Here is a 24,809-nt window from a genome sequence, read left to right as displayed (position 1 = left end):
TGGGGAGCATGAGCGCACACTTTGACGTCGTGGTCCTCGGTGCGGGCCCTGGAGGGTACGTCGCCGCGATCCGGTCGGCCCAACTCGGCCTGAAGACCGCGATCATCGAGGAGAAGTACTGGGGCGGTGTGTGCCTCAACGTCGGCTGCATCCCCTCGAAGGCGTTGCTGCGCAACGCCGAGCTGGCCCACATCTTCACCCACGAGGCGAAGACCTTCGGCATCAAGGTGGACGGCACGGTCACCTTCGACTACGGGGTGGCGTTCCAGCGCAGCCGCAAGGTCGCGGAGGGGCGCGTCAAGGGCGTGCACTTCCTGATGAAGAAGAACGGCGTCACCGAGTACCAGGGCCGCGGCGAGTTCACCGACGACCGCACGATCGTCGTGAACGGCGAGACGGTGACGTTCGACCACGCGATCATCTCGGCGGGCGCGACGACCCGGATGCTGCCCGGCACGGCCAAGAGCGACCGCGTGGTGACGTACGAGGAGCAGATCCTCAGCGAGGAGCTCCCCGAGAGCATCATCATCGCGGGCGCGGGCGCGATCGGCGTCGAGTTCGCCTACGTGATGCACAACTACGGTGTGAAGGTCACCATCGTCGAGTTCCTCGACCGGATGGTGCCGTTGGAGGACGTCGAGGTCTCCACTGAGCTGGCCAAGCGCTACAAGAAGCTCGGCGTCGAGGTCCGCACCGGCACCCGCGTCGACTCGATCGACGAGTCCGGCCCGAAGGTGCGCGTCACCGTCACCAAGGACGGCAAGGAAGAGGTCCTGGAGGCCGACAAGGTCATGCAGGCCATCGGTTTCCAGCCGCGCGTCGAGGGCTACGGCCTGGAGAAGACCGGTGTGGAGCTGACCGAGCGCGGCGCCATCGCCATCGACGGCCGCTGCCGCACCTCCGTGCCGCACATCTTCGCGATCGGCGACGTCACCGCGAAGCTGATGCTGGCGCACGCCGCCGAGGCCATGGGCATCGTCGCCGCCGAGACCATCGGCGACGCGGAGACGATGGAACTCGACTACGTGATGATCCCGCGCGCCACGTTCTGCCAGCCGCAGATCGCGAGCTTCGGGTACACCGAGGCGCAGGCCCGCGAGAAGGGCTTCGACGTGCAGGTCGCGAAGTTCCCCTTCACCGCCAACGGCAAGGCGCACGGCCTCAACGAGCCCGGCGGGTTCGTGAAGCTGATCAGCGACAAGGCGCACGGCGAGCTGCTGGGCGCGCACATCATCGGGCCGGAGGCGACCGAGCTGCTGCCCGAGCTGACGCTGGCCCAGCAGTGGGACCTGACGGTGACCGAGGTCGCGCGCAACGTCCACGCGCACCCGACGCTCGGCGAGGCCGTCAAGGAAGCCGTGCACGGGCTCGCGGGCCACATGATCAATTTTTGACCCCCTCGGTGGTGTGGTGCCGGGCGCTCCCGCCCGGCGCCGCCACTACCATCCGGGCATGAATCGACAGCCCATCCGCCTGGCCCTCGTCGAGGCGGAGCGCATGCTGACGGCGGCCGGTGTGGACAGTCCCCGCGTCGACGCCGAGTACCTCGCCGCCCACGTGCTCGGGGTGGAGCGGTCCCGGCTCCCGCTCATCCCGATGGTCGACCAGCAGGTGCTGGAGACGCTGCACAAGCTGGTGCGCAGGCGGGCCGAACGGGTGCCGTTGCAGCACATCCTGGGCTGGTCGCCGATGGGCGCGATCAGGGTCGACGTCGGGCCGGGCGTGTTCATCCCGCGGCCGGAGACGGAGTTCATGCTGGAGTGGGCGCTCACCAGGATCAGGGGCGTCGAACGGCCCGTCGTCGTCGACCTGTGCACCGGGTCCGGGGTGCTGGCGCTGGCCGCGGCGAACGCCCGCCCGGACGCCGTCGTGCACGCGGTGGAGCGCGACGTGGACGCGCTGGCGTGGGCCCGGCACAACTCCGACGCGCGCGTGCTGGCGGGTGACACGCCGATCCTGCTGCACTCCGGCGACGTGACCGAACCCGGTGTGCTGGTCGATCTGGAAGGGACGGTCGACCTGGTGCTGTGCAATCCGCCCTATGTGCCGGAAGGAACGCCGGTGCAACCCGAAGTCGCCGACCACGACCCGCACGCGGCGGTGTTCGGCGGCGCCGACGGATTGGACGTGATCCGCTCCGTGGTGGGCCTTTCCGCGCGGTTGTTGCGGCCCGGCGGGTACTTGGCCGTCGAACACGACGACGGCCACGGCGAGTCCGTGCCAAGTTTGCTGAGCGCCCGCCGCGTGCTCACGGACGTGGCCGACCACCAGGACCTCGCAGGTAGGCCGCGTTTCGCGACCGCGAGGAGGGTGTAGCCGCGGCGGATCCCCGCACCGGTGGAATTGTCGGTGCGGTTCCCGCATTAGCGCGGACCCGAAGGGCATTCCGTGCGAATTGCCTTCTGATCTGGCAGAATTGCCAACCGGCCATTCAGAGGGGAGTAACGTGACTGTCAATAAGCCGGATGAGTGGTCCGAATTCCGCTTATGGCTCGATGTTCAGCTCGAATGGTTGCGGAGCGTGGAACCCCAGACCGATTTCCGCCTGGTGGAACAGGCCCGCGCGATCTTCCCGAAGATCTACGAACCCGGCGCCCCCGCCCACGCCGTCGTCGAGCTGGAACGCCTGGCCAAGTCCGCGTGGTCCGCCGAGGGCACCGCGCTGCTGCGGCACTACCTCGGGTACGCGCTCGCCGTCCGGTCGATGGAGGTGCGCGGCCTGATCGGCGACAGCGGCGTCGTCATCGTCGAACGCTTGGCCGACCGCATCCTGGCGCTGGACACGTGCGACCCGGAACTCGACCAGTTCGCCGAGGAGCTGCTGGGGCGCGGCGAGGAGCCGAAGCCCCGCAACAGCCACCGCGCCGTGTTCGCCTTCGCCTGCCTCCTGCTCGTCTTCGGCGTCGTCCCGGTCGTCACCGGCGGCCTGATGGGCAGCGCGACCCTCGTGGGCTCCGGCGCGCTGCTCGCCGTCTTCCTGGTCGCCGCCTTCGCCTGGCAGTACCGCGTGATGAACCTGCGCGCACCGGTCGGCCGCGCAGACCGCTGACCCCACGGCCGAACCGCCGCCCGCGTTCCGCCCCCGCGCGGCCCCGCCCGCTGCCAGGATGCCCCGGTGGATCATGACCTGGCTTCCGCCGTCGCCCGCTCGATTCCCCTGGTGCTGGAGCACATCCCGCTCGGCGCGGCCGCCGAACTCGGCGGACTCGCCGTCACGCCGGGAAGGGCCCGGCGTCGGAAGCGCGGGTCGGCCGTGGTGAACGCCGTGCGCGGGCTTGAGTCGGCCGGGCGGCTGGCCGGTGCGCTGGAGCAGGTGGTCGACGCGTTGCGCGTGCCGGTTCCGCCCGAACTGGTGCGGCACCTGGAAGCGCGCCGGGGGACGTTCGGGTTCGCGTACGCGGATTCCGGGGACGAGACCGCGAAAGCGTTGCGACTGCTGGAGATCTGCCACCCCGGCGCGGTCGAGGTGGTCGCGGAGGTGGTCGCCGGGCTGGTGGGCGACGACGCCGTCGCCCCGCTGCTGCGGGTGGACGCGGGCGGTGACGGGGAGGCGGTCGCGGCGCGGCACGGGGCGGCGCACCTGGCGCTGTGCGCGGTGGTGTCGGCGGGTGTGCTGCGGGCGCTGGGGGAGGACTGGTCGGTGACGACGGCCGCGGTGGTGGGGACCGCGATCGGCACGGCGGCGCTGCTGCTGCCGGGGCTGCCGATGCCGGACTGCCACGCGGCGGCCGTGCTGGCGAAGCGGCGGGCGGAGTACCGGTACCCGCACTGGTCGTCGGCGTCGCCCCCGGTGCGGGACCACCGGTTCGCGCTGGCCGAGGGCGACGTGCCGGAGGAGGTGGACTTCTCGGCGAACGGGCTGGTGGTCGCGGTGCCGGGCGGCGCGGTGGTGCGGACGGGGCTGGCGGAGGGGGTCGCCTCGGTGGCGCTGCACGTGCTGGAGGGGCCGCCGGACGGGATCGACCTGGAGGGCTGGGACGAGGTCGTGGAGACCACCTGGACCGCCGAGGTCGGATCGGCGCGGCTGGGCGGGCCGACGTCGGGGCAGGGGCGCCGGGCGGAGGCGCCGCCGTGGCCGGGGGAGTACCGGCTGCTGGTGCGGGCCACCGGGCGCGACGACGGCGACGAGGAGCAGTACTCGTTGACGACGTGGCGCGCGCCCGCGGCGCCCGACGTGGTGCACCTGCGCACCGACCGGCTCGGCCACCGGCTGCGCGGCGAGCCCGAACCGCCGGTGGTCGTCGCGCCGGAGGCAGCCCACCGGTGGGTCTCCGGCAGCACGCTGGACCAGGCGGCGGCGATCACCGTGGTGGTCGGCTCCCCGGTCGACGAGGTGGTCCGGGCGTTCGGCGGCGACCCGGCGGACCCGCGACCGGCGGACCGGCTGCGGGAGGACTTCACCAGGTCGTGGATCGCGGTCGCGGCGGTCGGCGACGCGGTCGTGGTGTTCGAGGAGAACGGCGTGCTGGGGACTCGCGAGGAGGTGATCGGACCGCTCTCGCGGAAGGGCCGGGTGGCGAGCGCGTTCTGGAACGTCAACGCGCTGACCCTGCTGTCGTTCGCCCGCGACGGCGAGGTGCTGGCGTCGTTCGAGCCGGGGCCGTGCCCGAGCGACGACCCGGAGGTCCGGACCGCGTTCGACGCCGTGGACCTCCAGGACCTGCGCCACCAGGAAGCGAAGCTCCTGACGGCGGCAGCCCGCTTCGCCGGGCAGGTGGTCACGGCGGACGACCTGGCTTCCGCCGTCGGCTACGAGGTGGAAGAACAGGCCTGACGGTGGCTCCGCGAGCCCGATCACTACCCTGTCCGGGGTGAGCACGGTCTACGACACCAGTGAGCTGAACAACCGCGCGGCGGGGCTCGCCGCGGCCGCGGGCGCCGTGCGCTCGGGCCGTCTGGTCGTCCTCCCCACCGACACCGTGTACGGCCTGGGCTGCGACGCGTTCGACGCGGCCGCCGTGCGCTCCCTGCTGGAGGCGAAGGGCCGGGGGCCGGACATGCCCGTCCCGGTGCTGGTCGGCTCCTGGACCACGATCGACGGCCTGGTGCTGAGCGTGCCCCGGCAGGCCCGCGCGCTGATCGAGGCGTTCTGGCCGGGCGGCCTGTCGCTCGTCCTGCCGCACGCGCCGTCGCTGTCGTGGGACCTCGGCCGGACCAGGGGCACGGTCATGCTGCGGATGCCGCTGCACCCGGTCGCGCTGGAACTGCTGCGCGAGGTCGGCCCGATGGCCGTGTCCAGCGCGAACAAGAGCGGTTTCCCGCCCGCGTCGACCGCGTGGAACGCCCGTGAGCAGCTCGGCGACGCGGTCGGGGTGTACCTGGACGGCGGGACGTCGGGCGAGAACGTGGCCTCGACCATCGTCGACCTGACCGGCCCCGAGGCGATCGTGCTGCGCGAGGGCGCGGTGCCCGTCGCGGAGGTCTCCGAGGTGCTGGGCCTCGAAGTCGAGGTCGCCCGCTAGTCGATCTTGGTCCACCGAGTACGGTGGAGCCGGATAACTCACCGCCGCTCACCCGGCCTACCGAGGGGTCAGCCTTCCAGCCGTGGGCCCGTTGCCAGCTTCAGCGTCAACCGTCCTCCCCGTCCGGGAGTACCTGCTCGTCGCCCTGACGGCGGCGGTGGTCACCTTCCTGCTCGTCGGGCTGGTCCGCGTGTTCGCCTTCAAGATCGGCGCCGTGGCCTACCCCCGGCAACGCGACGTGCACGTCAAGCCCATGCCCCGGATGGGCGGCCTCGCCATCTACGGCGGCGTCCTCGGCGGCATGATGCTGGCGCACCAGCTCCCGGTGCTGCGCTCCGCGTTCGACTTCTCCAACGACCCGTACGCCGTGATCGTCGGCGGCGGCGTGATCGTGCTCGTCGGCGTGCTCGACGACCGGTTCGAACTGGACTCGCTCACGAAGCTCGCGGGCCAGGTCACCGCCGCGGGCCTGCTCGTGCTGTTCGGCCTCCAGTGGCTGGTGTTCTGGGTGCCGTGGGGCGACAACGGCGCGGGTACCGGCTCGCTGCTCTCGCTCGACCAGAACCAGGGCGCGCTGCTCAGCGTGCTGCTCGCCGTGACGATGGTGAACGCGATGAACTTCGTCGACGGCCTGGACGGCCTCGCCGCGGGCATCGGTCTGATCGCCGCCGTGGCGACCTGCGCGTTCTCGATCGGGCTGCTGGCCAAGAACCAGGGCGACGTCGGCGCGTACCCGCCGGCGCTGATCGCGGCGACCCTCGCGGGCGCCTGCCTCGGCTTCCTGCCGCACAACTTCAACCCGGCCCGCATCTTCATGGGCGACTCCGGGTCGATGCTGATCGGCCTCATGCTCGCCGCCGCCACGACGTCGGCGTCCGGCAAGCTCAACTACGCCAGCCTCGGCGCCCCCGACCTGCTGGCCCTGCTCTCCCCGCTGCTGGTCGTCGCGGCCGTGCTGTTCGTGCCGCTGCTGGACCTGCTGATGGCCATCGTCCGGCGCACCCGCCGCGGCGAGAGCCCGTTCTCCGCGGACAAGATGCACCTGCACCACCGGCTGCTGGAGATCGGCCACTCCCAGCGGCGCGCGGTGCTGCTCATCTACTTGTGGGCCGGTGTGCTGGCGTTCGGCGCGGTGGCGCTGACCCTGTTCGACGTGCGCGTGGTGGCCTGGTGCTTCGGGTTCGGGCTGCTCGTCGCGCTGTTCGTGAGCGCGATCCCCAGGCTGCGCGAGGTCCGCCGCGGCCAGTGACCGGTCGTGGGAGACTGGTCGAAGACCCGAGGAGATGCAGTGACAGCGCTTCCAGTTCCGCCGAACCACCTGCTCACCATCGCCGAGTACGCCTCTCTTGGTGAAGTCGAGTCGGGGTACACCGAACTGCTGGAAGGCTGCCTTTTCACGTCGCCAAGCCCGACACCCGACCACAACTTCGCCTCGGTGGCGTTGGTGAAGCAGCTGCTCCCGCAGTTGCCGGATGAGGTCTTCCTCATCCCGGATGTCGACGTCGACCTCGAGTTCGCTCCCTCACGGCAGCCCGGCTCCTCCCGCCGTCCGGACCTCGTGCTCGTAGGGCGGGACGCGCTGATGCGAGTCCGGGCCGAGGGTGGGCTACTCCGAGCCTCCGAGGTCCTGGTGATCGCTGAGATCGTTTCGCCGGGTTCACGTCGAACCGACTACGTGGCCAAGCTCGGTGAGTACGCCGACGCTGGCATCCCGCACTACTGGATCATCGACATCGTGGAGCCGGTGTCGCTGATCGCATGCCACTTGGCGGGCGAGTTCGGTTACCAGCAAGCGCCCGCGGTCACCGGTGGGTTCGCCACGACCGAACCCTTCCCGATCACGATCGACGTGGACCGGCTCCGCTTGGTGTGAGGCGAGGTCCGCCGCGGCCGGTGGCGGTTCTGGAACACTGGATCGCATGTCAGTGCTCCCGGATCCGATGCACCACCTGCTGACCGCGGCGGAGTACGCGGCGCTCGGCGAGGTCGAGTCGGGGTACACCGAGCTGCTGGAAGGCAGGCTGCTGCTGTCGCCGGGGCCGACGCCGGACCACAACCTGGCCTCGGGGGAGCTGTACCACCAGCTGCGGCCGCAGCTGCCCGACGACCTGGCGGTGGTGCAGTCCGTCGACGTGGACCTCGAACTCGCGCCGCCCGGTCAGCCGGGGTTCTCCCGCCGTCCGGACCTGGTCGTCGTGCACCGGGGGGCGATGCGGCGGACGCGGGCCGAAGGTGGGCCGTTCCGGGCGTCGGAGGTGGTCGTGGCGATCGAGATCGTGCTGCCCGACTCCCGGCGGACCGACAGCGTGGACAAGCGCGGCGAGTACGCCGACGCGGGAATCCCGCACTACTGGATGGTCGACATCGCGGACCCGGTGACGCTGGTGGCCTGCCACCTCTCGGGCGAGGGCGGTTATCGGGCGCTGCCCGCCGTGACGGGCGTCTTCGCCCTCACCGCGCCGTTCCCGCTGCGACTCGGTTTGGACCGACTGGTCTGATCGACTTCCGCGGATGTTCACGGCGGGTTCATCACCGAGTCCTCCCGGATGCCCGAATCCGCACCTGCGCGAAGCGTGGAAATCCAACCTCTTACACTCGGTGGTATGAGCGAGACCAGCGAAGATCTGACTCATGCCGGCATGGTGCGCGGACTGGCGGGAGCGATGTTCCGCGGCGCGCTCATCCCGACGGTGGTCACGGTGGTCTTGGGTGTCGTGGTGTTCGGGGTGCTGCACGGCGCTCCGGGTGCCCTCGGCGCGCTGGTGGGTGGTCTCGTGATCATCGCGTCTTCTTTGGCGACGCTGTGGTTGATGCACCGGACCGCGGCACTGGAAGTGCACTTCGTGATGGCCGCGGCACTTGGCGGATTCATGCTCAAGATGCTGGTGTTGCTCGGCGTAATGATTCTGTTGCGCGATGTGGAGTTCCTGCACACCAACTCGGTCGCAATCACGATGATCGCGACGATTCTCGTCGCGGCGGCCGCCGAAGGCCGTGCGTCCAAACGGAGCAAGAGCCTCAACGTGATCCCGTCGACGGCCGCTGAACCGTCTTGAGCCGTACGCCCGTCCGGGAAGTCCCTACCGGCTGATATGGTTCGCCCGCAGACCTGGACGCCCCCTCCTCCGGCTTGGCCGAGGGGGGTGCCGCTGGCAGGTGTCTGCGGTCCGTAAGGTACGTTAAGTCCTGATCGTGACGATTCCCCCGGCGGAGTGAACGCCGGCCGGGAGAACCGGAAGGAGCCCAGTGGGCGAACTGGTGCTGGCCGAGGGTGGAACCTTCGTTCCTCCCAGCGCTAAGGATTTCTTCTTGCCGCCGATCTTCGGTGGTGTCACCAAGCCGATGGTGCTGGTCGTTCTGTCGATCGTCATCATCGCGGTGTTCTTCCTGTTGGCGACGCGCAGCTTCAAGCTCGTGCCCAGCAAGTTCCAGTTCATCGCCGAGTCGGTTTACGACATGGGCCGCAACACGATCGCCAGGGAGCAGATCGGCGGCAAGGACTTCAAGCCGTTCGTGCCACTGATCGTCACCCTGTTCACGTTCGTCCTGGTGAACAACCTCTTCGGGATCATTCCGCTGATCCAGTTCCCGACGATGTCGCACATCGGCTTCCCGCTCGCCGTGTCCGTGCTCGTGGTGTACCCCGTTTACCACTACGTCGGGTTCAAGCGCCACGGTTTCGTCGGTTACCTGCGGAACCAGTTGTTCCCGCCGAACGTGCCGAAGCCGGTGTACATCCTGCTGGCTCCGATCGAGTTCTTCTCGAAGTTCATCATGAACCCCATCACGCTGGCGATCCGAGTGTTCGCCGCGATGTTCGCGGGTCACCTCATCCTGTTGGTGTTCACCTTGGCCGGTGAGTACCTGCTCATCGAAGCCGGCGGCCTTTTGAAGCCTGTTTCGTTGCTGTCTTTCGCCTTCGCCATCGCGATGACGTTCCTCGAGGCGTTGATCCAGGTCATCCAGGCCTACATCTTCGCCCTGCTGTCCGCCAGCTACATCGGTATGGCGCTGGCCTCAGACCACTGAGCGACAACAACAAGCCCCCGTTCCGCGCCAACCGCGGAACGAGTTCGAAAGGGATACGCAAGTGAGCATGGTTCTTGCACAGGCCGCCGAGGCAGTCAACATCAACCCCGGTCTCGCCCTCATCGGTTACGGCCTCGGCGCGATCGGCCCCGGCATCGGCGTGGGTCTCATCTGGGCCGCGGTCATCAACGGCACCGCGCGTCAGCCGGAGGCCCGTGGCCCGCTGATGAACATCGCGTGGACGACCTTCGTGCTCGTCGAGGTGCTCGCCCTGATCGGCCTCGTGCTCTTCTTCATCGCTTCGGCCGCTTAATTACCGGCCTCATCGCGTAGGGAGACGTCGTGGTGAACACCTTGATCCTGGCGGCGGAGGAAGCTCCGAACCCGGTCATTCCGCACATTTCGGAGCTGATCCTCGGCCTCGTCGCCTTCCTTCTGCTGCTCTGGATCATGCAGAAGTTCGTGTCGCCCCGCTTCGAGGCGCTCTACTCAGAGCGCGCCGCGAAGATCGAGGGTGGCATCGAGCGCGCCGAGCAGGCGCAGGCAGAGGCGCAGAAGGCTCTCGACGAGTACAAGGCGCAGCTGGCCGAGGCCCGTGCCGAGGCCGCCCGCATCCGTGACGACGCGCGCGCCGAAGGCACGCAGATCGTCGAGGAGCTGCGCGAGCAGGCACAGGCCGAGTCCGCGCGGATCGTCGCGCAGGGCCAGCACCAGTTGGACGCGCAGCGCGCCCAGATCGTCGCGGAACTCCGCGCCGATCTCGGCCGGGTGGCCGTCGAGCTGGCGGGCAAGGTGGTGGGCGAGGCCCTCGAGGACGAGGCCCGTCGCCGCGGCACTGTCGACCGCTTCCTCAACGAGCTGGACGCCGTAGCGGCGCCGGCAGGCAAGTAAGAGGACGCCGATGACGTTCCACGCAGCGAGTCGAGAGGCACTGGCAGCCGCTGAACTGCGGTTGCTCGAGCTGGTCGACGCCACCACCAACGCCGAAGACCTGACCACCTACGGGGACGAGCTGTTCTCCGTGGTCAGCCTGCTGACGGCGCAGCCGCAGCTGCGGCGCGCGCTCGGCGACTCCTCGTCCGAACGGGCGGGCCGCGAGCAGCTCGTGAAGGGCCTGCTCTCGGGCAAGGTCTCCGCGGGGACCCTCCAGGTACTGGTCGCGGTGGTCACCGCGAAGTGGTCGAGCCCGCGCGAGCTGGTCGACGGCGTCGAGTCGCTGGCCCAGACGGTGCTGATGGTGCGCGCCGAGCGGGACAACCGCCTCGACTCGGTGGAGGACGAGCTGTTCCGGCTCGGCCGCATCGTGGCCGGGTCGCAGGACCTCGAACTGGTGCTCTCGGACCACTCCGTCACGCCCGACCGCAAGGTCGAGCTGGTGGACGGCCTGCTCTCGGGCAAGGTCGAGCCGATCACCAAGCCCCTGGTCGACCAACTGGTGCGCGAGCCCCGCGGCGCGCACGTCGTCGACGGGCTCATGCGGCTCGCCGACCTCGCGGCCAAGCGCCGCGAGCGCTCCGTGGCGCACGTCCGCACGGCGGTGGAGCTGAGCGCGGCTCAGCAGGAACGCCTGGCCACCACGTTGACCACGATCTATTCACGACCGATCGCACTGCACGTCGAGGTTGACGCCTCGCTCGCCGGTGGCCTGCTGATCAAGATCGGCGACGAGGTCATCGACGGAAGCGTGGCTGGTCGGTTGGCGGCCCTCCGCCGCGACCTCGCCGGCTGACCAGAACCGGAACCGCGGCTTCACCAAAGCCCCTTTCCCATGAACGAAGTGAGAGCAGGAACGACATGGCGGAGCTGACGATCTCGTCGGACGAGATCCGCAGTGCGATCGAGAAGTACGTCTCGAGCTACTCCCCGGAGGTCAACCGGGAAGAGGTCGGTGTCGTTGCCGAGACCTACGACGGCATCGCCATCGTCGAAGGCCTGCCCGGCACGATGACGAACGAGATCCTCGAGTTCCCCGGCGGGGTCCTCGGAGTGGCGCTGAGCCTCGAGGTCCGCACCATCGGTGCGGTCATCCTCGGTGACTTCGACAAGATCGAGGAAGGCCAGGAGGTCAAGCGGTCCGGCCAGGTGCTCTCGGTGCCGGTCGGCGACGGCTTCCTCGGCCGCGTGGTCAACCCCCTCGGCGCGCCCATCGACGGCCTCGGCGACATCGTGGCGGACGACAACCGCGCCCTGGAGCTCCAGGCGGCTTCGGTGCTCCAGCGCCAGCCGGTGTCGGAGCCGATGCAGACGGGCATCAAGTCGATCGACGCGATGACCCCCATCGGCCGCGGCCAGCGCCAGCTGATCATCGGCGACCGCAAGACCGGCAAGACCGCGGTCTGCATCGACACGATCATCAACCAGAAGAAGGGCTGGGACTCGGGCGACCCGAACCAGCAGGTCCGCTGCGTGTACGTCGCCGTGGGCCAGAAGGGCTCCACCATCGCGGGCGTCAAGGCCGCGCTGGAGGAGGCGGGCGCGATGGAGTACACGACCATCGTCGCGTCCCCGGCGTCCGACTCCGCGGGCTTCAAGTGGCTGGCCCCGTACGTGGGCTCGGCCATCGGCCAGCACTGGATGTACCAGGGCAAGCACGTCCTGATCGTGTTCGACGACCTGACCAAGCAGGCCGAGGCGTACCGCGCGATCTCGCTGCTGCTGCGTCGCCCGCCGGGCCGCGAGGCCTACCCCGGCGACGTCTTCTACTTGCACTCGCGCCTCCTCGAGCGGTGCGCGAAGCTGTCGGACGAGATGGGCGGCGGCTCGATGACCGGCCTGCCGATCATCGAGACCAAGGCGAACGACGTGTCGGCGTACATCCCGACCAACGTCATCTCGATCACCGACGGCCAGTGCTTCCTGGAGTCGGACCTCTTCAACGCCGGTGTGCGCCCGGCCGTCAACGTGGGTATCTCGGTCTCCCGCGTCGGTGGCTCCGCACAGATCAAGGCGATGAAGGACGTGTCCGGCTCGCTGCGCCTCGACCTGTCGCAGTTCCGCGAGCTGGAGGCGTTCTCCGCCTTCGCCTCGGACCTCGACCCGGCGTCGCGCGCCCAGCTGGACCGCGGTGGCCGACTGGTGGAGCTGCTCAAGCAGGGCCAGTACTCCCCGGTGCCCGTCGAGGAGCAGGTCGTCTCGATCTTCCTCGGAACCAAGGGCTACCTGGACTCGATCCCGGTCGGCGACATCCGCCGCTTCGAGGCCGAGTACCTGGAGTACGTGCGGCGCAACAACGGCGACATCCTCTCGGGCATCCGCGAGACGAAGAAGTTGCCGGATGACGCCAAGCAGGCCATCGTCGACTCGGTCAACGCGTTCAAGCAGCAGTTCACCGCCACGGACGGTTCCTCGGTCGTTCCCGAGTCGCACGCCAAGGCGATGGACGCCGACAAGGTCGGACACGAGTCGGTGAAGGTCAACCGACCCGCTCCGGTGGAGAAGTGACGTAGGCCATGGCCGCACAGATTCGCGAGCTGCGCCAACGGATCCGCACGGTCAACTCGACCAAGAAGATCACGAAGGCGTACGAACTCATCGCCACGTCGCGCCTCGCCAAGGCGCAGGCAAGGGTCGCGGCCTCGCGCCCCTACGCGGACGAGATCACGAACGTGCTCTCCGCGCTGGCCGGGGCTTCGGCGAACCTGGACCACCCGCTACTGGTGGAGCGCAAGGATCCCAAGCGCGCCGCCATCCTCGTCGTCACCAGCGACAAGGGCATGTGCGGTGGTTACAACTCCAACGTCCTGAGGGCGGCGGAGGAGCTGATCGCGCTCCTGCGCTCCGAGGGCAAGGAGCCGGTGCTCTACGCGCTGGGCCGCAAGGCGGTGGCGTACTTCAAGTTCCGCCGTCGCGAGGTCGAGCAGTCGTGGACCGGGTTCTCCCAGTTGCCGCTGTACGTCAACGCGTCCGAGGCGGGCGACGAGGTCGTCAAGGCGTTCATGGCCGAGCTGGAGGGCGGGAGCGGCGGGGTCGACGAGATCCACGTCGTCTACACCGAGTTCAAGTCCATGCTCAGCCAGAACCCGGTCGCCAAGCGGATCGCGCCGATGGACGTCGAGTACGACGCCCGTCCCACCGGTCCCGTGGCGGTGTACGACTTCGAGCCCGACGCCGGCACGCTGCTCGGGGCGTTGCTGCCGAAGTACGTCAAGACGCGGCTGTTCTCCGCCTTGCTGGACGCGGCGGCTTCCGAGTCGGCCGCACGGCGGACCGCGATGAAGGCCGCGACGGACAACGCGAGCGAGCTGGTCAAGACGCTCAGCAGGCAGGCGAACGCGGCCCGTCAGGCACAGATCACCCAGGAGATCAGCGAGATCGTCGGTGGCGCCTCCGCGCTTACCGGTGGCGCAGGAAGTGATGAGTGACATGAGTGCTACTGCCACCACCACCCGCACCGGCCGTGTGGTCCGGGTGATTGGCGCCGTGGTCGACGTGGAGTTCCCGCGCGGCGCGGTACCCGAGTTGTTCAACGCCCTGAACGTGGAGATCACGTTCGCGGCGGTCGCGAAGACGTTGACGCTGGAAGTCGCCCAGCACCTGGGCGACAACCTCGTCCGCACGATCTCGATGCAGCCGACCGACGGTCTGGTCCGCGGCGCTCCGGTGAGCGACACGGGCAAGGCCATCTCGGTGCCGGTGGGCGACGTGGTCAAGGGCCACGTGTTCAACGCCCTCGGCGACTGCCTCGACGAGCCCGGCCTCGGCCGGGACGGCGAGCAGTGGGGCATCCACCGCAAGGCGCCCGCCTTCGACCAGCTCGAGGGCAAGACCGAGATCCTCGAGACCGGCATCAAGGTCATCGACCTGCTGACCCCGTACGTCAAGGGCGGCAAGATCGGTCTGTTCGGCGGCGCGGGCGTGGGCAAGACGGTGCTCATCCAGGAGATGATCACCCGTATCGCCCGCGAGTTCTCCGGTACGTCCGTGTTCGCGGGCGTCGGCGAGCGCACCCGTGAGGGCACCGACCTCCTCCTCGAGATGGAGGAGATGGGCGTTCTCGCCGACACCGCCCTGGTGTTCGGCCAGATGGACGAGCCGCCGGGCACGCGCATGCGCGTCGCCCTGTCCGCGCTGACGATGGCGGAGTACTTCCGCGACGTCCAGGGCCAGGACGTGCTGCTGTTCATCGACAACATCTTCCGCTTCACCCAGGCGGGTTCCGAGGTCTCCACGCTCCTCGGCCGCATGCCGTCGGCCGTGGGCTACCAGCCCACCCTGGCCGACGAGATGGGTGAGTTGCAGGAGCGGATCACGTCGACCCGCGGCAAGTCGATCACCTCGCTGCAGGCGATCTACGTCCCCGCGGACGACTACACCGACCCCGCCCCGGCCACGACCTTCGCCCACCTGGACGCGACGACGGAGCTTTCCCGTCCGATCTCCCAGAAGGGCATCTACCCGGCCGTGGACCCGCTGTCCTCGTCCTCCCGGATCCTCGAGCCGTCGATCGTCGGCGAGGAGCACTACCGGGTGGCGCAGGAGGTCAAGCGGATCCTGCAGAAGTACAAGGAACTGCAGGACATCATCGCCATCCTCGGCATGGACGAGCTGTCCGAAGAGGACAAGGTCCTCGTCGGTCGCGCCCGTCGCCTGGAGCGCTTCCTCGGCCAGAACTTCATCGTGGCCGAGAAGTTCACCGGTCAGCCCGGCTCGTTCGTGTCCATCAAGGACACCATCGAGGCGTTCGACCGCGTGTGCAAGGGCGAGTTCGACCACTACCCCGAGCAGGCGTTCTTCAGCTGCGGCGGTCTCGACGACGTCGAGGCCAACGCGAAGAAGCTCGAGGGCAACAACTAAGTCCTCGGCAAGTCCGGAAGGGCCGCTCCCGTTCACGGGGGCGGCCCTTCCGGCGTGTCAGGACAGGAACGCCGCGATGGTCGCGGTGAACGACGCCGGGTCGTCCAGCCACGGGAAGTGGCCCGCTCCCGGCTGGGTCACGAACTGGGCCTTGGGGAGCAGCCCGGCGTACTCGGCCACGACGGCGGGCGGCGCCGCGAGGTCGAGTTCACCGGCCAGCAGCAGGACCGGCGCGCCGAACCCGGAGAGGGCCGCGCGGTTGGCGTCGGGGTCGTAGGCGCCCTCGGCGCCGAACGCGGCGGCGGCCTCCGGGTGCTGCTGCCCCTTCCCGGCCTCGTGGTGGGCCCTGGCCGCCGCGTCCCACCGGCCGTAGGTGAAGGGCGCGATGGCCTCCCAGTCGTCGTCGGAGCCCTCTCCGGCGGCGATCCTGGTGAGGGCGGCGGAGACCTGGTCGTGTTCCGGCTCGCCCTTGCGGCTCTCCACGACCTCGCGCCGCTTCTCGGCGGTGGCGGTGACGCCGATGGCGTACGTGCTCGGCGTGACCAGGACGAGCCTGCTGACGCGTTCGGGGTACCGGATCGCGTACAGCACGGCGAGGTTCGCGCCCGCCGAGTGCCCGAGCAGGTCGATCCGGTCGAGGCCGAGGTGCTCGCGCAGCGCCTCGACGTCGTCGACCTGGTGGTCGCACCGGTACGCGGCGGGGTCGGCGGGCGTCCCGGACGCGCCGGTGCCGCGCAGGTCGAGGCTGATCAGCCGCAGTGCCGCGGGCAGTCCGCCGAGGTCGCCGAGGTAGGCGGAGTCCCGCATCGGGCCGCCCGCGAGGCAGACGAGCGGGCCGCCCTCCCCGCTTTCCCGGTAGGCGAGTTCGGTTCCGTCGCGTGCTGTGAGGCGGGGCATGACCCGATCATCGCAACGCCGCTCCGACAAGGGCAATCGTGATACTCGGGCTCGGTGTCCGCGAGTCGGGGCGCGGCAGTCGGGTGGTCACCTGCGGCCGGATGAGTGGGAAAGTCCCGAACAGGGCAACAAAAGCGTCCCCCGCCCGATTTCTCCCGTGGCCCCCTGCACCGGCCGCCGTCACGAGGAGAGGTTTCACCATGGGACGTTCCGTCATCCGCGCGGCGGTCGCCGCGCTGCTGGTCGGCGCGGGGCTGACCGCGTTCCCCAGCACGATCCAGGCGGTCGCGGGCACTCCGCAGGCACCGGTGGTCGTGTTCACCGAGGACTTCGAGAACGGCCAGGGCGCCGTGCCGATCCTCTTACCGGCCTACGTCGGCGCCGCGGGCCAGTCCTACACCGCGGACCCGGCCTGGCTGGTCTCGTGCAACGGGCTCGTCGCGTCCTTGCAGCAGCCCCCGAACGACCCGACCGGCGGGCAGTGCAACAGCCGGTGGCCCGACGTGAAGCGCATGGCGGGCGACCTCGGCCAGTGGGCGGGCGGCGACCGCGCCACCAACCACGCGCTCAGCGCGTACACCGAGACGAACCCCGGCGCGAACAAGGTCCAGTTCGAGACCGCGCAACCGATCGCGCTGTCCGCGACCAACCGGTTCCTGACGTTCTCCGTCGACGCGGCCGAGCAGAACTGCTACGCGCTGCACGCGCTGCTGGCGTTCTACCTCCTGGACGGGCCCACGGCGATCCCGACGTTCACCAACCCGATCGAGACGTGCGCCAATCCCGGCCAGGTCGTCAACGGCACGTCCGTGGGCACGTTCGCCAGCGACAAGCCGGTCCTGTTCACCGGCAGCAGCCTCGGGATCCGGCTGGTCAACCTCCAGGGCAGCGGCAACGGCAACGACGCCGCGATCGACAACGTCCGGGTGCTGGACGTGACCCCGCAGCTGGACGTGTCGTTCAGCCCGGCCTCGGCGGAGATCAACACCCCGGCCACGCTGACCTACACGGTCACCAACACCACCGAGCTGGCCGTGAAGACGGGCTGGTCGTTCTTCGGCGCGCTCCCCAACGGCCTGAAGACGACGGCGTCCCCGACGACCGACTGCGCCGACGCGACGGCGACCGCCGCTCCCGGCGCGACCGCCGTGTCCGTCGAGGGCGCGCTGGCCACCGGCCAGACCTCCTGCACCGTCTCGGTTCCCGTCACGGCGACCCGCGCGGGCACGTACACGACCTGCGCCGCCGACGTCTCCCAGCTGGTCGGCCTCAACCCGCCCGGCTGCGCCTCGGTCGTGTTCGTCCCGCCGGTGCTCGGGTTCGACGCCCACGCGCACGGCGGCAAGCTCACGTCCCCGCTGCTGTCGGTCGGCCCGCTCGCCCCGGCCGACCTCGACTGCACCACCACTCCGGGGACCGACAGCGACCAGCTGGCCTCGGCGTCGCTGCCCGGTGTCGGCTCGCTGGGCGTGATCACGACCAGCGCGAGCGGCGTGGTGGCGCCGGACGGCCTGCGCACCACGGCGGCGAGCGCGCGGACGGCGGGCCTGAGCCTGCTGGGCGGCCTGGTCACCGCGGACGAGGTGAAGGCCACCGCGACCGCGACCGACGACCTGTCCGGGGTCGTGACGGCGACCGGGACGACGAACCTGACGAACCTGCGGGTGGCGGGCGTCCAAGTGCTCAACCCGGCGGTCGACCAGACGATCGTCATCCCGCTGGTGGCCTCGGTCGTCGTGAACGAACGGGTGCCGGTGCCCGGCGGCATCGTGGTCAACGCGGTGCACGTCAAGCTGCTGACCGGCACCGACCTGGTGGTCAGCCAGGCACGGGCGCGACTGGGCTGCTGACCGGTGGCGCGGGGTCCCTCACGGGGCCCCGCGCCGCGGCGACCGCACCGCGCTGGGGGCGCCCAGCGCGCGGGAGATGCCCCTGGCGGCCGTGCGGACGGCGGGCACGAGCGTGCTCACGTCCACGCCGTCCTGGGGCACCACGATCGACACGGCGGCCACCACGCCGTCGTCGGCGCCGCGGACGGGCGCGGCCACCGACAGCGTGATCAGCTCGATCTGGGCGTCGCTGATGACGTACCCGTCGCGCCGCACCTGGGCCAGCTTCTCGCGCAGCGCGGCGGGCGTGGTGATCGTCTTCGCCGTGAACCGCCGCATCGGGCTGCGCAGGGCCAGTTCCTGGTCCTCGGCGGGCGCGTGGGCGAGCATCGCCAGCCCGACGCCGGAGGCGTGCACCGGCAGCCTGCTGCCGACCCTGGTGACCACGTTCACCGCGTTGTGCGCGGAGATCCGCTCCACGTACACGGCCTCCAGCCCGTCGCGCACGGCCAGCTGGACGTTCTGGTGCGTGACCTCGTAGAGGTCCTCCAGGAACGGCATGGCCCGCTCGCGCAGCCCCAGGCTGCCGGGGGAGAGGACGGCGAGCTCCCAGAGGCGCAGGCCGACGTGGTAGCGGCCGTCGGCGTCGCGGTCCAGCGCGCCCCACTCCACCAGCTCGGACACGAGCCGGTGGGTCGTGCTCAACGCCAGCCCGGCGCACCTGCTCAGCTCGGACAGGTTCGCCGACGGGCGCTGTTCGGAGAACACGCCGAGCAGCGTGAACAGCCTGCCCGCGACGGACTTCGGTGTCGTCACGCGTTCAGGATGGCCTTCCGATCAGTGGAAAGTCCACTCGCTTCTCGAGGAGACCCACGTCACTCTGGAGGTGTGCGCACTCAGGTCGGAATCATCGGAGCCGGGCCCGCGGGCCTGTTGCTGTCCCACCTCCTGCACCTGGAGGGCGTCGACTCGGTGGTCCTGGAGTCCCGCAGCCGCGAGTACGTGGAGCGGCGGGTCCGCGCGGGCGTGTGCGAGCAGCCGACCGTGGAGCTGCTGCGCGAGGTGGGGCTGGCCGACCGGCTGGACCGGGAGGGTCTGCCGCACCACGGGTTCTCGCTGCGCTTCGACCGCGAGGACCACCGGATCGCGCTGACCGACCTGACGGGCGGCTCGATCACGGTGTACGGCCAGCAGGAGATCGTGAAGGACCTCATCGCGGCCCGGTTTGCGGCGGGAGGCGACATCCGGTTCGGCGTGGCCGACGTGGCCGTGCACGACGTGGAGACCGACCGGCCGCGGATCACGTTCGACGGCGGCGAGCTGGAGTGCGACGTCGTCGCGGGCTGCGACGGGTTCCACGGCACCAGCCGCGGCTCCGTGCCCGCGGGCGTGCTGAAGACGTTCGACCACGTGTACCCGTTCGCCTGGCTGGGGCTGCTGGCCAAGGCGGAGCCCTCGCACGAGGAACTGATCTACACCAACCACGAGCGCGGGTTCGCCCTGCACAGCATGAGATCGCCGGAGGTGACCAGGCTGTACCTCCAGGTCGACCCGCGCGAGCGCATCGAGGACTGGTCGGACAACCGGATCTGGGACGAGCTGCACCTGAGGCTCGCCACGGACGGCGACTTCGAGCTGCGCGAGGGGCCGGTGATCGAGAAGGGCATCACGCCCATGCGCGGCTTCGTCGCCGAACCGATGCGGCACGGCAGGCTGTTCCTCGCGGGCGACGCGGCGCACATCGTGCCGCCCACCGGCGCCAAGGGCATGAACCTCGCCATCGCGGACGTGCTCGTGCTGTCGAGAGCGCTGTCGGCGTTGCTGCACAAGGGTCGCACCGACCTCGTCGAGTCCTATTCGGACACCTGCCTGCGCCGGGTGTGGCGGGCGGAGCACTTCTCCAACCACATGACCACGATGCTGCACCGGGCGTCCGACGTGGACGACTACCAGCACCGGCTCCAGCTGTCGCAGCTGCGGTACACCGCGACGTCGACGGCGGCGGCCACCAGCCTCGCGGAGAACTACGCAGGCCTGCCCTTCTAACCCCGCGGAGGTCCGCCATGTCCACGAATCGATGGGTCTTACCACTCGGGTGGACGGCGGTGCTGCTGGACGGGTTCGACCTCGTGGTGCTCGGCACCGTGCTCCCCGTGCTGCTCCAGGACAAGGTCTGGGGGCTCACGCCCGCGAGCGCGTCGGCGGTGTCGACCATCGGGCTGGTGGGCATGACGATCGGCGCCCTCTCGATCGGCACGGTCACCGACGTGATCGGCAGGCGCAAGGCGCTCGTGCTGGCGGTGGCGGGCTTCTCGCTGTTCACGCTGCTGTGCGCGTTCGCGCCGTCGGTGTTCCTGTTCGGGCTGCTGCGCTTCCTCGCGGGCCTCGGCCTCGGCGGCTGCCTGCCGACGGCCATCACGCTGGTGAACGAGGTCGCGGGCCGCGGGCGCGGCGGCCGGGCGACGACGGTGATCATGACCGGCTACCACGTCGGCGCGGTCGCCACGGCGCTGCTGGGCATCCTCGTGATCCCGTCGCTGGGGTGGCGGGCGCTGTTCGTCATCGGCGCGCTGCCCGCGCTCGTGCTGGTGCCGCTGATGTGGCGGTACCTGCCGGAGACGAAGGCGGTCGCGTCCACGCCGGTGAAGGACGTCGTCGGCTCGCTGTTCAAGCCCGGCCTGGTGCGCGCGACGCTGGCGTTCTGGGTGGCGTCGTTCATGGGGCTGCTGCTGGTCTACGGGCTCAACACGTGGCTGCCGCAGATCATGCGCGTGGCCGGTTACCCGCTGGGCGCGGCGCTGGGGCTGCTGCTGACGCTGAACGTCGGCGCGATCATCGGCCTGCTGGTCGCCGGGTTCGTGGCGGACCGGTTCGGGATGTGGCGCACCACCATCGGCTGGTTCGCCGCCGCAGCCGTGTTCCTGGCGCTGCTGAGCGTGAAGCTGCCGGGGATCGGGGTGTACGCGGCGGTGCTGGTCGCGGGTTGCTTCGTGTTCAGCGCGCAGGCGCTGGTCTACGCCTACGTCGGCCGCGTCTACTCGGACGCGAACCGCGCCACCGGCCTCGGCTGGACCGCGGGCGTCGGCCGCCTCGGCGCCATCTGCGGCCCGCTGCTCGGCGGTGTGCTGCTCACCGCGGGCCTCGCCTACCCGTGGGGCTTCTACGCCTTCGCCCTGGTCGCCGCGCTGGGCGCGGTGGCCGTCGCCGTGATCGGCTCCCGCACCCACGTGGAGGTCTAGCGGGGCAGGTCGACCACCGACGGCCTGCCCTCGCTCGGCAGGGTCACCTCGACCTGGGCGGTGTCGTCCGGGACGAGCGCGGCGGGCTGCCCGGTGTCCTGCCAGTCGCCGGTGCTCCGGTAGCGCAGCGTCGATCCCGGCTGCGCCACCACCCAGCCCCGGCCGTCGGGCAGGCGCACCCCGGTCCGCAGCGGCGACGGGCTCGTCTCCGGTTCCCTGACCACGCGCTCCAGCCCGCCGTCGCGGTCGAACAGCAGGGTGAACGTCGTGGCCCGGTAGCCGGAGTCCTGGTACTCGCACACCAGGAAACCCCTGCCGTCGGGGGAGTTCCCGTAGACGCGCCAGGTGCTGAGGTACGCGGACGGCCCGACGTCGGTCATCTCCGCGTCCCGCAGCACCCGGAGCACGTCGACGTCCGGGGACGGCGGCGTGCCCGCGGTCGCCCCGACGCGGAGGCGGGTCGTGGGACTGGTGTCCGGCCAGGGCATCACGCCGCCGTCGGCGGTGCCGTTCGGCCTCGCGCGCACGCCGTCGGCGAGGTAGTCGTCGGCCGGGTGGGTGGTGAGCAGCCGGTCGGCGGCCACCCGTGCGGGCGGCTGCCCGGTGTCGACGACCAGCCGAACGGCCGCCGCGTCGCCGCCGGTCGTGTTCGTCCACACGGCGACCCCGTCGACCGTCGGGACCGGCGCCCACCTCCGGGAGATCCGCCCGTCGGACGCCTGGTCCGGGGCCGTCGAGACGTAGGCGGTGGCCGGGGGGTCCACCACCAGGAACGTGTTGTCCCCCCGGCCGAACTGGAAGGCCTGCGGGGCCGTCGGGGGATCGGCCGGGTTCGTGCTGCCGAGCACCTTCGTACGACCGTCCGCCGGATCGGTCGCGACCAGCCCCACCAGCGTCCGCCACCCGTCGCCGGACAGCCCCTCCTGCATCACGACGGCCGCCGGGCCCGCCTGCGTGCTGCCCATCCAGTACACGTGCGGCTCACCGCGGAGTTCCGCGATGCCGCGGTCCTGCCGCCACCCCGCGTCCGCGGCGTACCTCCACGCCGTGGTCGCGTCCGCCAGACGGGTCCCGTCGCCCGCGAGGTCGCCACGGGTGGTCTCGGCCAGCCTCGGATCGGCCGGGCGGTCCCGCAGCAGGCCGGTCCCCACCCCGGTGATGCCGAACACCGCCACGACGGCCAGCACGACGCTCTTCCGCCTGCGCGCCTTCCTGCGCCTGGCACCGCGGAGGACGTCGGCGGCGAACCCCGTGCGCGCTTCGACATCCCTGGTGCTGTCCCGCATCGCCGCCCGGAGCCCGTTCATCGCGCCACCTCCACCATGAGTTCCCGCATCCGCGCCAAACCGCGCGAGGTCTGGCTCTTGACCGTGCCGGTGCCGCACTTCAACGCCGCCGCCGTCTGGAGTTCGGTCAGGTCGTCGAAGTACCGCAGCACCAGGACCGCCCGCATCCTCGGCGGCAGCTCCGCCAACGCGCGCGGCACCGCGTCCTGCGCCACCACCCGCTCCTCGTGCCCGCCGACCGACGGCACCCCCGCCAACTCCCAGTCCGCCTCCGGTTTGCGCGACCTCCGCCGCCACCGGTTCGCCGACGCGTTCGCCAACGCCGCCCGCGCGTACGGCTCCGGCGGCCCCTTGATCCGCCGCCACCGCAGGAACATCCGCTCCAGCACGTCCTGGAGCAGGTCCTCCGCGGCCCCCCGATCACCGCCGCACAACAGGTACGCGGTGCGGAGGGGGGACTGCGACCGCAGCTCGACGAACTCCTCGAAGCCCTCGTCCGCCGCGTTCACAGCCACCCCTCTGCCTCCTCCGCGTCCCCCCACGGGAAGTTGGACACCGGCTGGGTGGAGGAGGTTGTCAGGATCGCGCCGGGTCGTGGGGCGGTTCGCGCACATCGCCCGAACGGGTGCCGCGGGAACGCCTCCCGCCTGCGGCCGGAGGTGGCGGGAGCCCGGTGTGACCAGGCCGGGGCGGCGGGGTTGTCACCCGACCGTTTAGACTGCGATTCGACTCCAGTCGACGAGGGAGATACGCGTGGCCGAGATGACCGTCCAGTTGGTCGCCGTTGAACGCCGTCTGTGGTCGGGCACGGCCACGTCGGTGGTCGCCCAGACGACCGAGGGCGAGATCGGCGTTCTGCCGGGCCACGAGCCCATGCTCGGCCAGCTGGTCGAGGGTGGCGTGGTCCGCATCCGCACTTCCGAGGGCGAGACCGTGACCGCGGCCGTCTACGGCGGGTTCCTGTCCGTGACCGGCAGCGGTGTGAGCGTGCTGGCCGAGGACGCCGAGCTGGCCGACGAGATCGACGTCGACGCCGCCCGGTCCGCGGCCAAGGATTCGGACGACCTCCAGCGGGGCCGGGCGCTCGCCGCCCTTCGTGCCGCCGGGCAATCGGCCTGAGGCCGGACGCGGACGAGCGGGTATCGCCGTGGGGATCGCCGAGATCGTCGGGGTGGTCCTGTTCGTCGTGGTCGTCGCCCTCGCGTACTTCGCGTGGCGCAGGCTGAGGTTGCTCCGGGCGGGCGGCGTGCACGTCGCGCTGCGCCTGCGCCAGGGCGAGAGCGGTCGGGGCTGGCACCTCGGTGTCGGCCGCTACCAGGGTGACGAGTTCGTCTGGTTCCGCGTGCTGAGCCTCGGCTCCGGCCCGGACCAGATCATCACCCGCGAAGGCCTGGAGATCGACGACCGGCGCGAACCCGCCGCGGCCGAGGCCTACGCGATGCCCGCGGGCTCCACGGTGCTCCGCTGCCGGAGCACCTCCGGCGGTGAGGTCGAGATCGCGATGGGCCCGGACGCGCTGACAGGATTCCTCTCCTGGCTCGAATCAGCGCCTCCGGGCCGTTCCATTCCCTGGGCTTCCTAGGCGTTCTGGCCGGGCTTCCACAGCACGTCGCCGTCCGGGTTCGCCACGCGCGCCAGGATGAACAGCAGGTCCGACAGCCGGTTCAGGTACTTCGCGGTCAGCACGTTCGTGCGCTCCGCGTCCACCTCCAGCAGCGCCCACGTGCTCCGCTCGGCCCGCCGCGAGATCGTCCGCGCCTGGTGCAGCAGCGCCGCGCCGGGCGTGCCGCCGTTGAGGATGAACGAGTCCAGCTTCCCGGTGCGCGCGTTGTACTCGTCGCACCACCCCTCCAGCCGGTCCACGTAAGGCTGGGTCACCCGCAGCGGCGGGTACTCCGGCTCGGGCACGATCGGCGTGCAGAGGTCGGCGCCGACGTCGAAGAGGTCGTTCTGCACCTTCCGCACGACCTCGTGCACGTCGTCGGCCAACGCCCCCAGCGCCAGCGCCACGCCGAGCGCCGCGTTGGTCTCGTCCACGTCGGCGTACGCGGTGATGCGCGGATCCGTCTTGGGGACGCGCGAGAAGTCGCCGAGTCCGGTCGTGCCGTCGTCGCCGACCCGCGTGTAGATCTTGGTGAGGTGAACAGCCATGACCCGCACTCTAGGGCTCCCGCGGGTCGGGACCCCTGCGCCTCGTCCGCATTCCGAGGGGCTCACGCACGGGCTCGATCCAGAACGTCCGTAGGATTGCCCGTCAGGGGCAATCGTTGAGGA

At 70.5% G+C, this 24,809-nt stretch carries 26 protein-coding genes; 21 read left to right on the top strand and 5 right to left on the bottom strand.

What is annotated here, in order from left to right; translation table 11 throughout:
- Positions 1–8 precede the first annotated feature (8 nt).
- The 16 genes from lpdA (at position 9) to atpD (ending at position 15,284) form a co-directional block, all read left to right on the top strand.
- Positions 9–1,394, top strand: a complete 1,386-nt coding sequence (gene lpdA, locus RM788_RS18255) for a dihydrolipoyl dehydrogenase (protein ID WP_315932900.1) — start codon at positions 9–11, stop codon at positions 1,392–1,394.
- A gap of 58 nt (positions 1,395–1,452) precedes the next feature.
- On the top strand, positions 1,453–2,316 hold the full coding sequence (gene prmC, locus RM788_RS18250; protein WP_315932899.1) for a peptide chain release factor N(5)-glutamine methyltransferase: 864 nt from the start codon (positions 1,453–1,455) through the stop codon (positions 2,314–2,316).
- A 205-nt stretch (positions 2,317–2,521) separates the two neighbouring features.
- Positions 2,522–3,049: a hypothetical protein gene (locus RM788_RS18245; protein ID WP_315932898.1), complete on the top strand. Its 528-nt coding sequence runs from the start codon at positions 2,522–2,524 to the stop codon at positions 3,047–3,049.
- A gap of 66 nt (positions 3,050–3,115) precedes the next feature.
- Positions 3,116–4,774: a DUF6461 domain-containing protein gene (locus RM788_RS18240; protein WP_315932897.1), complete on the top strand. Its 1,659-nt coding sequence runs from the start codon at positions 3,116–3,118 to the stop codon at positions 4,772–4,774.
- A 37-nt stretch (positions 4,775–4,811) separates the two neighbouring features.
- Positions 4,812–5,462, top strand: coding sequence for an L-threonylcarbamoyladenylate synthase (locus RM788_RS18235; RefSeq protein WP_315932896.1), 651 nt, complete (start codon positions 4,812–4,814; stop codon positions 5,460–5,462).
- Positions 5,463–5,544: 82 nt separating this feature from the next.
- Positions 5,545–6,711 (top strand): glycosyltransferase family 4 protein, encoded by a 1,167-nt coding sequence (locus tag RM788_RS18230; protein ID WP_399343950.1) that lies wholly within the window; start codon positions 5,545–5,547, stop codon positions 6,709–6,711.
- Between the two features lie 39 nt (positions 6,712–6,750).
- Entirely contained in the window at positions 6,751–7,335 is a 585-nt protein-coding gene (locus RM788_RS18225; protein WP_315932895.1) for a Uma2 family endonuclease, read from the top strand.
- Between the two features lie 46 nt (positions 7,336–7,381).
- Positions 7,382–7,960, top strand: coding sequence for a Uma2 family endonuclease (locus RM788_RS18220; RefSeq protein ID WP_315932894.1), 579 nt, complete (start codon positions 7,382–7,384; stop codon positions 7,958–7,960).
- A gap of 105 nt (positions 7,961–8,065) precedes the next feature.
- Entirely contained in the window at positions 8,066–8,518 is a 453-nt protein-coding gene (locus tag RM788_RS18215) for a Cg1360 family ATP-synthase-associated protein (protein WP_315932893.1), read from the top strand.
- A 190-nt stretch (positions 8,519–8,708) separates the two neighbouring features.
- Positions 8,709–9,491, top strand: a complete 783-nt coding sequence (gene atpB / locus RM788_RS18210; RefSeq protein ID WP_315932892.1) for a F0F1 ATP synthase subunit A — start codon at positions 8,709–8,711, stop codon at positions 9,489–9,491.
- A 67-nt stretch (positions 9,492–9,558) separates the two neighbouring features.
- Positions 9,559–9,804, top strand: coding sequence for an ATP synthase subunit C-like protein (locus tag RM788_RS18205; RefSeq protein WP_315934669.1), 246 nt, complete (start codon positions 9,559–9,561; stop codon positions 9,802–9,804).
- Between the two features lie 32 nt (positions 9,805–9,836).
- A complete protein-coding gene (locus tag RM788_RS18200) occupies positions 9,837–10,382 on the top strand; it encodes a F0F1 ATP synthase subunit B (protein ID WP_399345025.1) in 546 nt (181 codons plus the stop codon).
- A 10-nt stretch (positions 10,383–10,392) separates the two neighbouring features.
- Positions 10,393–11,220, top strand: a complete 828-nt coding sequence (locus RM788_RS18195) for a F0F1 ATP synthase subunit delta (protein WP_315932891.1) — start codon at positions 10,393–10,395, stop codon at positions 11,218–11,220.
- A gap of 65 nt (positions 11,221–11,285) precedes the next feature.
- Positions 11,286–12,932 (top strand): F0F1 ATP synthase subunit alpha, encoded by a 1,647-nt coding sequence (gene atpA / locus RM788_RS18190; RefSeq protein WP_315932890.1) that lies wholly within the window; start codon positions 11,286–11,288, stop codon positions 12,930–12,932.
- Between the two features lie 8 nt (positions 12,933–12,940).
- Positions 12,941–13,852 (top strand): F0F1 ATP synthase subunit gamma, encoded by a 912-nt coding sequence (locus RM788_RS18185; protein WP_315932889.1) that lies wholly within the window; start codon positions 12,941–12,943, stop codon positions 13,850–13,852.
- Positions 13,845–15,284, top strand: a complete 1,440-nt coding sequence (gene atpD, locus RM788_RS18180) for a F0F1 ATP synthase subunit beta (protein ID WP_315932888.1) — start codon at positions 13,845–13,847, stop codon at positions 15,282–15,284. Before RM788_RS18185 ends, atpD begins: the two co-directional genes overlap by 8 nt.
- A gap of 57 nt (positions 15,285–15,341) precedes the next feature.
- On the opposite strand, the gene RM788_RS18175 is transcribed toward atpD, so the two are convergent.
- Positions 15,342–16,181: an alpha/beta fold hydrolase gene (locus tag RM788_RS18175; protein ID WP_315932887.1), complete on the bottom strand. Its 840-nt coding sequence runs from the start codon at positions 16,179–16,181 to the stop codon at positions 15,342–15,344.
- Positions 16,182–16,381: 200 nt separating this feature from the next.
- Here RM788_RS18175 and RM788_RS18170 point away from each other — a divergent pair, with 200 nt between their 5' ends.
- Positions 16,382–18,031, top strand: coding sequence for a choice-of-anchor P family protein (locus RM788_RS18170; protein ID WP_315932886.1), 1,650 nt, complete (start codon positions 16,382–16,384; stop codon positions 18,029–18,031).
- Positions 18,032–18,049: 18 nt separating this feature from the next.
- Here the strand turns inward: RM788_RS18170 and RM788_RS18165 are convergent, their stop codons facing one another.
- A complete protein-coding gene (locus RM788_RS18165; RefSeq protein ID WP_315932885.1) occupies positions 18,050–18,826 on the bottom strand; it encodes an IclR family transcriptional regulator in 777 nt (258 codons plus the stop codon).
- A 72-nt stretch (positions 18,827–18,898) separates the two neighbouring features.
- Between RM788_RS18165 and RM788_RS18160 the strand changes: the two genes are divergently transcribed.
- The gene (locus RM788_RS18160; protein ID WP_315932884.1) at positions 18,899–20,056 is read left to right on the top strand and encodes a 4-hydroxybenzoate 3-monooxygenase; all 1,158 of its coding nucleotides are present in this window, start codon (positions 18,899–18,901) and stop codon (positions 20,054–20,056) included.
- Positions 20,057–20,073: 17 nt separating this feature from the next.
- Positions 20,074–21,249 carry an MFS transporter gene (locus tag RM788_RS18155; protein ID WP_315932883.1) on the top strand — a complete coding sequence of 392 codons (1,176 nt, stop codon included), beginning with the start codon at positions 20,074–20,076 and terminating at the stop codon, positions 21,247–21,249.
- Here the strand turns inward: RM788_RS18155 and RM788_RS18150 are convergent.
- Both RM788_RS18150 and RM788_RS18145 read right to left on the bottom strand, forming a co-directional pair.
- The gene (locus tag RM788_RS18150) at positions 21,246–22,556 is read right to left on the bottom strand and encodes a hypothetical protein (RefSeq protein WP_315932882.1); all 1,311 of its coding nucleotides are present in this window, start codon (positions 22,554–22,556) and stop codon (positions 21,246–21,248) included. The genes RM788_RS18155 and RM788_RS18150 overlap by 4 nt on opposite strands.
- Positions 22,553–23,050, bottom strand: coding sequence for a SigE family RNA polymerase sigma factor (locus tag RM788_RS18145; RefSeq protein ID WP_315932881.1), 498 nt, complete (start codon positions 23,048–23,050; stop codon positions 22,553–22,555). Before RM788_RS18145 ends, RM788_RS18150 begins: the two co-directional genes overlap by 4 nt.
- A gap of 247 nt (positions 23,051–23,297) precedes the next feature.
- Between RM788_RS18145 and RM788_RS18140 the strand changes: the two genes are divergently transcribed.
- Positions 23,298–23,654, top strand: coding sequence for a F0F1 ATP synthase subunit epsilon (locus tag RM788_RS18140; protein WP_315934667.1), 357 nt, complete (start codon positions 23,298–23,300; stop codon positions 23,652–23,654).
- Positions 23,655–23,682: 28 nt separating this feature from the next.
- Positions 23,683–24,117 (top strand): DUF2550 domain-containing protein, encoded by a 435-nt coding sequence (locus RM788_RS18135; RefSeq protein WP_315932880.1) that lies wholly within the window; start codon positions 23,683–23,685, stop codon positions 24,115–24,117.
- Here the strand turns inward: RM788_RS18135 and RM788_RS18130 are convergent.
- Positions 24,114–24,686, bottom strand: a complete 573-nt coding sequence (locus RM788_RS18130) for a cob(I)yrinic acid a,c-diamide adenosyltransferase (protein ID WP_315932879.1) — start codon at positions 24,684–24,686, stop codon at positions 24,114–24,116. The two genes, RM788_RS18135 and RM788_RS18130, sit on opposite strands and share 4 nt — an antisense overlap.
- Positions 24,687–24,809 lie beyond the last annotated feature (123 nt).

Origin of the sequence: Umezawaea sp. Da 62-37, from assembly GCF_032460545.1 — a bacterium.
Classification (GTDB): domain Bacteria; phylum Actinomycetota; class Actinomycetes; order Mycobacteriales; family Pseudonocardiaceae; genus Umezawaea.
The sequence above is the reverse complement of the archived record's forward strand: the minus strand, read 5'-3'. Positions and strand labels throughout refer to the sequence as shown.